Consider the following 9,310-nt stretch of genomic DNA (forward strand, 5'->3'; position numbering starts at 1 on the left):
ATCGAGCCCATGAACCGTAATGATCTGCGCCGCGTCGACATGAACCTGCTGGTGATTTTCGAAGCGCTGATGTTCGAAAAGAACCTGACCCGCGTCGCTGAAAAACTGTTTATGGGGCAACCGGCGGTCAGTGCGGCGCTGGGCCGCTTGCGTGATCTGTTCGACGATCCGTTGCTGCTGCGCAACGGCCGGTCGATGGAGCCCACGGCTCGCGCCCTGGCGATTCTCAAGGAGTTGCAACCGGCGATGGACGTGATCTCCGGCGCTGTCAGCCGGGCCAAGGAGTTCGACCCGGCCAGCAGTTGTGATGTGTTTCGTATTGGTTTGTCGGACGACGCCGAGTTCGGCTTGTTTCCGCCGCTGTTGCGTCAGCTTCAAGAGGAGGCGCCGGGCATCGTCGTGGTGGTGCGGCGCGCCAACTACCTGTTGATGCCGGCGCTGCTGGCTTCGGGTGAAATCTCTGTGGGCGTCAGCTACACCACCGACCTGCCGGCCAACGCCAAACGCAAGAAACTGCGCGACATTCCCTGCAAAGTCTTGCGTGGCGATGATCGTCCGGGGCCGCTGACGCTGGACGAATATTGCGAACGTCCGCACGCGATGGTTTCGTTCTCTGGCGACTTGAGCGGCAATATCGACATGGATCTGGCCAAGGTCGGTCGCAGTCGCCGCGTGGTTCTCGGCGTGCCGCAGTTCAGCGGCTTGCGCGCCTTGCTCGCCGGCACCGAAATGATTGCCACTGTGCCGGATTACGCCGCCTGCGCACTGGTGGAAGGCTGTGCTCTGCGCGCCGAAGATCCGCCATTCCCGATCGATGCCGCGCAGTTGTCGATGGCGTGGAGCGGGGTGCATGACAACGATCCGGCGGAGAAATGGCTGCGCGCAAGGATCAGCCAATTCATGGCGGCGCCGCTGGATATCCCGGCGATTTAAATCCCATCCCCCCTGTAGGAGTGAGCCTGCTCGCGATAGCGGTTTATCAGGCAGCATTGCCGTGTCTGACAGACCGCCATCGCGAGCAGGCTCACTCCTACATTGGATGGGTGTGAACCAGGAATTGTCGGTGACTTAAACAACGCCGTTTAAGCAACACCCGCAGACACTCTTTCAGGCTACGCAACGTTGCGCCTTTGCCTACAGCCGGTTCTAGAGTCCCGGTCTGCGACCCGCGTATAGCTGCCACCCTCATTCGTCTCGCAGCGAATCGTGGCAGCTCCATCGAGTGTAGGAACGATCAGAAATCCTGTGGGAGCCTGGCTTGCCAGCGATGGCGTCAGCTCAGCCAACGGTGATGGTGTCTGACACTCCGCTATCGCTGGCAAGCCAGCTCCCACAGGAGGTTGCGGTGTTGACAGAATCCCGGCACAGCGCAGAACTGAGCACACCCATCCAATTTCCTCCCAGCCCTCCACGGCATGATTCACCCCAATAACTTATAAAGGGTGGGCCCATGCACGTTGCTCAACGGGATGAACAGGCACTCGACATCGGTTTGCTGTTCCTGCGGGTCAGCGGCGGGTTGTTTTTAGTGTGGGTCCACGGTTTGCCCAAGCTGCTGGACTTCACCGCGCAACTGCAACTGATCGAAGACCCGTTCCACCTCGGCGCCCACCTCACCCTGATCCTGGCGATCTTCGCCGAAGTCCTCTGTCCACTACTGATCGTCGCCGGGTTACTGGCGCGATTGGCCTGCGTGCCTATTCTCTTTGTGCTGCTGGTAGCACTGCTGGTCGTGCATCCGCAATGGAGTGTGGCCGAGGGGCAGTTCGGCTGGTTGCTGTTGATCCTGTTTACCACTGTGTTGATCGCCGGGCCGGGACGGCTGGTGATTCCTGTTCGTTTGCCCGGAGTGCTGCGTTATGCCTGAAGTCCTCAATCCACAAGCACCGGGGGCCGATGAGACCGTCACTTTGATCATCAAGCACCGGATCAAGGCCGGTTTCGAGTCGGCGTATGAAGCCTGGCTGCGCAATATCGTCCGCGTGGCGAGCCAGCGTGAAGGCCATTTGGGCGTAGACGTGGTGCGTGGCAAACGCGGCCGTCTCGATTTCTACACCTGTGTGCTGCGTTTCAGCTCCACTGAAGCGATGCAAGGCTGGCTGGAGTCGCCGCAGCGTCAGGCTCTGGTCGCCGAAGCCGCGCCGATGCTGGCTGATGGCGATCAGACCGAAGTTGCGCCGATCAAAGAGTTCTGGTTCTCGCCGCTGGCCGATGCCGCTTCGCCGCCGCCGCGCTGGAAGCAGGCCGTCGTCTCGCTGTTGGTGATTCTGCCGCACACCTTGCTCGTGCCCCTGATCTGGGGGCCGCTGCTGGGGCTGCATCCAATCCTGTCCAATTACGTGGTCGCCACGTTCCTGATCACCCTGACCATCGTCCTGTCGGTGGTGTACGTGGTGATGCCGCCGGTCACCCGTTTGTTTACGCCGTGGCTCGAAGCCAGTCAGGCCCATGAACACCTCGATTCCCAAGAAACCTCGCCGCGTTGAGCGCGCGGGGTTTGCTCCTTTTTACTTTGCTTGAGGAACTGCGATGAGCGCCGATCTGATTCTGTTCAATGGCCAATTTCATACCGTCGACCGCACCAAACCGCTGGCCAGTGCCGTGGCGATCACTGATGGGCGCTTCGTCGTCGTCGGCAACGACAACCAGGCCATGGCCTTGCGCGGGCCGAACACGCAAGTGGTCGACATGCACGGCCGCTGCGTCATTCCCGGCCTCAACGACTCGCACTTGCACCTGATCCGTGGCGGTTTGAACTACAACCTGGAATTGCGCTGGGAAGGCGTGCCGTCGTTGGCCGACGCCCTGCGCATGCTCAAGGATCAGGCCGACCGCACGCCGACGCCGCAATGGGTGCGCGTGGTCGGTGGCTGGAACGAATTCCAGTTCGCCGAAAAACGCATGCCGACCCTCGAAGAAATCAACCAGGCCGCGCCGGACACCCCGGTGTTCATCCTGCATCTGTATGACCGTGCGTTGCTCAACCGCGCCGCGCTGCGCGTGGCCGGTTACACCCGCGACACGCCGAACCCGCCGGGTGGCGAGATCGTTCGCGACAGCAATGGCAACCCGACTGGCATGCTGGTCGCGCGGCCAAACGCGATGATTCTCTACTCGACGCTGGCCAAAGGGCCGAAGCTGCCGCTGGAATATCAGGTCAACTCGACCCGCCAGTTCATGCGCGAACTCAATCGCCTCGGCCTGACCAGCGCGATCGATGCTGGCGGCGGTTTCCAGAACTACCCGGACGATTATCAAGTGATCGAGCAACTGGCCAAAGACGACCAGTTGACCGTGCGCATCGCCTACAACCTGTTCACCCAGAAACCGAAAGAAGAACTGAGCGATTTCCAGAACTGGACTAGCAGCGTCAAGTTGCATCAGGGCGACGACTACCTGCGCCACAACGGCGCCGGCGAGATGCTGGTGTTCTCCGCAGCGGACTTCGAAGACTTCCTCGAACCGCGTCCGGATCTGCCGCAAACCATGGAGGAAGAGCTGGAACCAGTGGTGCGTCACCTGGTTGAACAGCGCTGGCCGTTTCGTTTGCACGCGACATATAACGAATCGATCAGCCGCATGCTCGACGTGTTCGAGAAGGTCAACCGCGACATTCCGTTCAACGGTCTGCCGTGGTTTTTCGACCACGCTGAAACCATCACCCCGCAGAACATCGAGCGGGTGAAAGCGTTGGGCGGCGGCATTGCGATTCAGGATCGCATGGCGTTCCAGGGTGAATATTTTGTCGACCGCTATGGCAAGCAAGCCGCCGAGGCGACCCCGCCGATCAAACGCATGCTTGCCGAAGGTGTGCCGGTTGGCGCGGGTACCGATGCGACGCGGGTTTCCAGCTACAACCCGTGGACGTCGCTGTACTGGATGGTCAGCGGTCGCACGGTCGGCGGTCTGGCCTTGTACGAAGAAGGTTTGCCGCGCACCACCGCGCTGGAACTGTTCACTCACGGCAGCGCCTGGTTCTCCTCGGAACAGGGCAAGAAGGGCCAGATCAAGGTCGGTCAACTGGCGGATCTGGCGGCGCTGAGCGCGGATTTTTTCCATGTCGAGGAAGAAGCAATCAAGTGGATCGAGTCGGTACTGACCGTGGTTGGCGGCAAGATTGTTTACGCCGCTGGCGATTTTGAAGACCTCGGCCCGCGCTCGATTCCGGTGCTGCCGGACTGGTCGCCGGTGGTGAAAGTCCCGGGCCACTGGCGGCCGAATTCGCCATTGCAGGCGCAGGTTCACCAGTGCAGCGGCCCGTGCGCCGTACACACCCACAGCCATGAAAAGGCGCGAATGTCGAACGCGCCGGTCAGCGACTTCGCCGGGTTCTGGGGCGCGTTCGGCTGCTCCTGCTTCGCTTTCTGATTCTCCCCCAAAGCGCCGGCCGACCGGTCGGCGCTTCACGCTTCATCCATCCGTCCATCCAGGAGTTTTCCCATGAGCGTTCCTTACACACGTCTGAACAAAGATGACGCGGTTGTACTGCTGGTCGACCACCAGACCGGCCTGATCTCGCTGGTACAGGATTTCACCCCGAACGAATTCAAGAACAACGTGCTGGCGCTGGGCGACATCGCCAAGTTCTTCAAACTGCCGACGATCCTCACCACCAGCTTCGACGCCGGCCCCAACGGCCCGATCGTGCCTGAGTTGCGCGAGCAGTTTCCGGATGCACCGTTCATTCAGCGTCCAGGCCAGATCAATGCCTGGGACAACGAAGATTTCGTTAAAGCGATCAAAGCCACCGGTCGCAAGCAACTGATCATCGCCGGTGTGGTGACTGACGTTTGCGTGGCGTTCCCGACGCTTTCGGCGATTGCTGAAGGCTATGAAGTGTTTGTGGTGACGGATTCGTCGGGCACCTTTAACACCACCGTGCAGCAGGCAGCGTGGGCGCGGATGTCGGCGGCGGGTGCGCACCTGTTGAACTGGTTCTCGGTGGCGTGCGAGCTGCAGGGGGATTGGCGCAATGACATGGAAGGGTTGGCGCATCTGCTGTCGGAGCGTCTGCCTAACTACCGCAACCTGATCAACAGCTATACCAAGTTCACTGCCAAGTAAGATCAAAAGATCGCAGCCTTCGGCAGCTCCTACACGCGTTCTCATGTAGGAGCTGCCGAAGGCTGCGATCTTTTGTTTTCAGCGCCTCTGCAACCACCCCAAAAATCCACCTTTCCTCACGGCCACCGGCCTGGCCATCAACGCGAGATGACTGTTCTGCTGACGCACCGCCTGCAATTTATTCAACGCCCGACTGACCTCTGTGCGCTGCTCCATGCACTGACGAGTGAGGTTCTTGTCGAGTCGATAAATGATGCTCGACGTCAGCGCCGTGAACGTCGCCTGCGACGGCGTATCGGCCAGAATGCTTTGTTCACCCATGACCTCACTCGGCCCCATCCGCCCGGCCTCGACCTTGCTGTCGCCGTCCGCCACCGTCGCGCTGACCACCCCGGTGGCAATCACGAACAGACTGTCCGGTACTTCGTCCAGATCCAGCACCACCTGGCCCGCCGAGTACTGCTGCGCGACCATCGATTCAGCGAGGCGATCACGTTCTTCGCTGCTCAGCGAACGGAAGATTTTCACTTCATCGAGCAGTGCGCGAGCACGGGTGGACGGTTCGATTACGCCGTCTGGATGGCGCGAAATGCCTGCCGCTTCCAAATGCCGGTGAGCCAGATCGAACAGCTGATTGCGCACTTCGCTTTTCTTGCCCAGTTCGGCAATGAAACCGCTGGCGACGTATTCCGACATCGTTTCACCGGCCTCTTTCAGCACGGCTTTGGGTGCCGGGTTGAGCAACAGAGCATTGCTACCCTGCAAGGTACGGTCGAGCGCATCGAGCACTCGACGCGGGCGAATGTGGTTCGGCACTTTGATGCTGATCGACACGCCGTGCATGTTGTTCGGGCGGCTGAGGTTGACGATTTTCGCCTTGGCCGCAACCGAGTTCGGCACCACCGCCATGGTCCCGGCGCTGGTGAGCAGGTGCGTGGCGCGCCAGTCGATGTCGAAAACCTTGCCTTCGACGCCGTCGATCATCACCAGATCATCTACTTGGTAGGGTTTGGTGGTGTTGAGGACGATCCCGGAAAACACATCGGCCAAGGTACTTTGCAGCGCCAGACCGACGACAATAGCGACGACGCCGGAGGTCGCCAGCAAGCCTTTGACCGGCAGTTCCAGCACGTAGCCGGCAGCGGCAACGATGGCCACCAGAAACACCAATGCGCCGATCACGTCTTGCAGCAAACGACCGCTATGGCCGATGCGGCGCATCAGTGCCAAACCGATGACTTCGGTCAGCACCCGCGCGGCGTACAGCCACCAGAGAATCCCCAACGCCGTCGCACCCAACTGCGCCACGCGGTCATCGGTAAATTGTGGTGCTTGCAACGGACTGACGCCGGCGTTGATCACCAGCGCGGTGAACGCCAGGAACAGCGCCAGGCGCACACCGACTCTCGGAGCGCGATGGGTGAAGGGCGAGAAGTGCCAGAGCACGGCGTCGAGCAACAGCAGAACGGCGCTCAGGGACAGCAGGTGGGTGAGGAGGAAGGACATGGAAGACTCCAGTCTAAGTCGAACTCTGCGGGCGATAATAATTTTGTCATTGAGGAACCTGTGGCGAGGGGATTTATCCCCGTTGGGTTGCGAAGCGAGCCTAAAACCATCGACTACGATTTTTCTGAAATACCGCATTCGCTGATTTCACGACGGCTGCGCCGCCGAACGGGGATGAATCCCCTCACCACAGGTTCTTCATTTGCAGGGAGATCTCACCACACTGTTGGGTGTGGCGAGGACTTGGGCTCAGTTCAAATGGGTTTTCAGCTCAGCCGCCGCCTGACGCACTGCCGCCTGCACCTCAGGAATCTGGCTCAGCGGATTGAGCAGGCCAAAGTCATGAATCATCCCGTTGTAACGCACCGAGGTCACCGCCACGCCGGCCGCATCGAGATGCCGCGCATAGCCTTCACCTTCATCACGCAACACGTCGAATTCAGCGGTCTGCACCAGGGCGGCAGGCAAGCCTCTGAGCTGGTCGGCGCTGGCGTTGAGTGGCGAAGCATGGATCTGCGCACGTTCGGCCGGGTTGGTGGTGTAGTTGTCCCAGAACCACTGCATCATGCCTTTGGTGAGGAAATGGCCCTCGGCAAATTGCTGGTACGAACCGTCATCGAACTGCGCATTGGTCACCGGCCACATCAACAGCTGAAAGCGCAGTGCCGGGGTTTTCTGTTCCTTGGCCATCAACGCCACGACCGCCGCCATGTTGCCGCCGACGCTGTTGCCGGCCACTGCCAGACGCTTGCCGTCGACACCGATGTCCTTGCCGTGCTCGGCCACCCATTTGGTTGCGGCGTAGGCCTGGTTGATTGCGGTCGGGTACTGCGCTTCCGGCGACGGCGTGTAATCGACGTACACCGCGACGGCGCCGGAACCCACCACCAAGTCACGAATCAAGCGCTGGTGCGTCGGGTAATCACCGAGCACCCAGCCGCCACCGTGGAAGAACATGAACACCGGCAATTCACCTTTGACCTTGGCCGGACGCACCACTTTCAGGTTGATCGTCTGGCCATCGACCTTGATCGCCTTGTCGCTGACTTCAACACCGGACAAATCCACTTTCACCGAAGCCTGCGCACCGGTCAGCACCGCACGGGCGTCTTTCGGGCTGAGTTGCTCCAGTGGTTTGCCACCACCGGCGGTGAGGGCGTTGAGGAAGGCTTGGGTGTTGTGTTCGACACCGCTGCTTTCGGCGGCGAAAGCGTTGCCGATGGAGAGGGCGAGGAGGGAGGCGGTCAGCGTCTTTTTAATGTTCATGTTCAATTCCATTTTCAAATGTGTGATGTAGGAGCTGCCGCAGGCTGCGATCTTTTAATCCTGCTTTGGCCTTTTTCCAGCCTCTGCGCAGATCAGGATCAAAAGATCGCAGCCTGCTGCAGCTCCTACCGGTAGGGGGTTGTTTTCAAACCGTGAGCACAGATTAATGAGCTGCTCGAAAGTGAAAAAGCGGCTATAAAGCGTTTAACTGTCCACCAGAGAGTGACAATGAACCCGTTCGAAGACATGCGTATTTTTTGCCAGGTCATGGAGTCCGGCAGCTTCACGTCGGCGGCTGATCAACTGGGGCTGTCCAAGCAGTTCGTCAGCCGGCGTTTGATGCAGCTGGAAGAACGCCTCGGCGTACGGTTGTTGAACCGCTCGACGCGGCGACTGGACGTCACGCCGCTGGGCCAGAGTTATTACGAGTCGGCGTTGCGCTTGCTCGGCGAAGTCGAGCAGGTGGAGCAGGGCATCGCCGGGCAGACCGCCGAGCCGCGTGGGACGATCCGCGTGAGTGCGCCGCTGTCGTTTGCCGTGGCGCATCTCGGTTGTCTGCTGCCGATGTTTTTGCAGCGCTACCGGGAGGTCACGGTAGAGGTGGATCTGAGTGATCGGCCGGTTGACCTGCTCGGTGAAGGCTACGACCTGGCGCTGCGCATCGGCGTACTGGAAGACTCGACTTTGATTGCCCGCCGTATCGCTTCCATCGAACGGGTGTACTGCGCCAGCCCGGCGTATCTGGCTGAACGCGGCACGCCCCTTGAACCGGAAGACCTGCACAGCCATGACTGTTTGCCGTACGGGCATAGTCGTTCGGTGCAATGGCGCTTCAACGCGGGGCAGGGCAAGCCGGTGCTGGTGAATGTCACCGGACGCATGCGGGTGAACAATGGCGAGTTGCTGCGGGATGCGGCGGTGCAGGGGATGGGGATTACCTATCTGCCGACGTTTATTGTTGGCGCGGCGCTGAGGGATGGCCGGCTGGTGCCGGTGCTGGATGATTTGCGTCCCGAGCCGCTGACGTTGTCGGCGGTGTATCCGCAGCATCGTCAGGCTTCACGACCGGTGCAGGCGTTGATCGAGTTCCTGCGCGAACGCCTCAACCAAAGCAACGTCGCCCTCTGATCCTTACGCAGATCAAACTGTAGGAGCGAGCCTGCTCGCGATAGCGATTATTCAGACACTTATGCTGTGCCTGACTCACTGCTATCGCGAGCAGGCTCACTCCTACAGTTGATCGCAGGCGACTGTGGATCTGCGTACACCACTGAACCCTGTGGGAGCTGGCTTGCCAGCGATGGCGGTGGGTCTGGCAATGCAGCAGTGTCTGATCTGGCCTCATCGCTGGCAAGCCAGCTCCCACAAGGGTTCGTGGTGTTGCAGGATTGTCAGTTGGTGCGTTTGTCGTCGCCGGGTTCGCCGCCGACATGTACGCCGCGAGCAGGCTCACTCCTACAGTTGATCGCAGGCG

8 protein-coding genes are annotated in these 9,310 nt (G+C 60.3%); 6 read left to right on the forward strand and 2 right to left on the reverse strand.

The annotated features are described in order from the left end of the window. The first annotated feature begins 9 nt into the window (after positions 1–9). The 5 genes from ACQ4MY_RS22750 to ycaC all read left to right on the forward strand — a co-directional run bounded on the left by ACQ4MY_RS22750 (position 10) and on the right by ycaC (position 5,064). Positions 10–933 (forward strand): LysR family transcriptional regulator, encoded by a 924-nt coding sequence (locus tag ACQ4MY_RS22750; RefSeq protein ID WP_008079739.1) that lies wholly within the window; start codon positions 10–12, stop codon positions 931–933. Positions 934–1,450: 517 nt separating this feature from the next. Then, complete coding sequence (locus ACQ4MY_RS22755; RefSeq protein WP_008079740.1) at positions 1,451–1,867, forward strand: DoxX family protein; 417 nt, start codon at positions 1,451–1,453, stop codon at positions 1,865–1,867. Further along, the gene (locus ACQ4MY_RS22760; RefSeq protein ID WP_440096542.1) at positions 1,860–2,486 is read left to right on the forward strand and encodes an antibiotic biosynthesis monooxygenase; all 627 of its coding nucleotides are present in this window, start codon (positions 1,860–1,862) and stop codon (positions 2,484–2,486) included. Before ACQ4MY_RS22755 ends, ACQ4MY_RS22760 begins: the two co-directional genes overlap by 8 nt. 43 nt (positions 2,487–2,529) lie before the next feature. Beyond that, a complete protein-coding gene (locus tag ACQ4MY_RS22765) occupies positions 2,530–4,368 on the forward strand; it encodes an amidohydrolase (protein WP_440096543.1) in 1,839 nt (612 codons plus the stop codon). 72 nt (positions 4,369–4,440) lie between these two features. Further along, entirely contained in the window at positions 4,441–5,064 is a 624-nt protein-coding gene (gene ycaC, locus ACQ4MY_RS22770) for an isochorismate family cysteine hydrolase YcaC (protein ID WP_007913541.1), read from the forward strand. A gap of 78 nt (positions 5,065–5,142) precedes the next feature. Here the strand turns inward: ycaC and ACQ4MY_RS22775 are convergent, their stop codons facing one another. Both ACQ4MY_RS22775 and ACQ4MY_RS22780 read right to left on the reverse strand, forming a co-directional pair. Next, positions 5,143–6,570 carry a mechanosensitive ion channel domain-containing protein gene (locus ACQ4MY_RS22775; RefSeq protein WP_440096544.1) on the reverse strand — a complete coding sequence of 476 codons (1,428 nt, stop codon included), beginning with the start codon at positions 6,568–6,570 and terminating at the stop codon, positions 5,143–5,145. A gap of 249 nt (positions 6,571–6,819) precedes the next feature. Then, positions 6,820–7,836: an alpha/beta hydrolase gene (locus tag ACQ4MY_RS22780; RefSeq protein WP_440096545.1), complete on the reverse strand. Its 1,017-nt coding sequence runs from the start codon at positions 7,834–7,836 to the stop codon at positions 6,820–6,822. Between the two features lie 228 nt (positions 7,837–8,064). Between ACQ4MY_RS22780 and ACQ4MY_RS22785 the strand changes: the two genes are divergently transcribed. Beyond that, positions 8,065–8,964, forward strand: coding sequence for a LysR family transcriptional regulator (locus tag ACQ4MY_RS22785; protein WP_440096546.1), 900 nt, complete (start codon positions 8,065–8,067; stop codon positions 8,962–8,964). Positions 8,965–9,310: the final 346 nt, after the last annotated feature.

Source organism: Pseudomonas sp. SM4 (genome assembly GCF_051913165.1).
In the GTDB taxonomy this organism is placed as follows: domain Bacteria; phylum Pseudomonadota; class Gammaproteobacteria; order Pseudomonadales; family Pseudomonadaceae; genus Aquipseudomonas.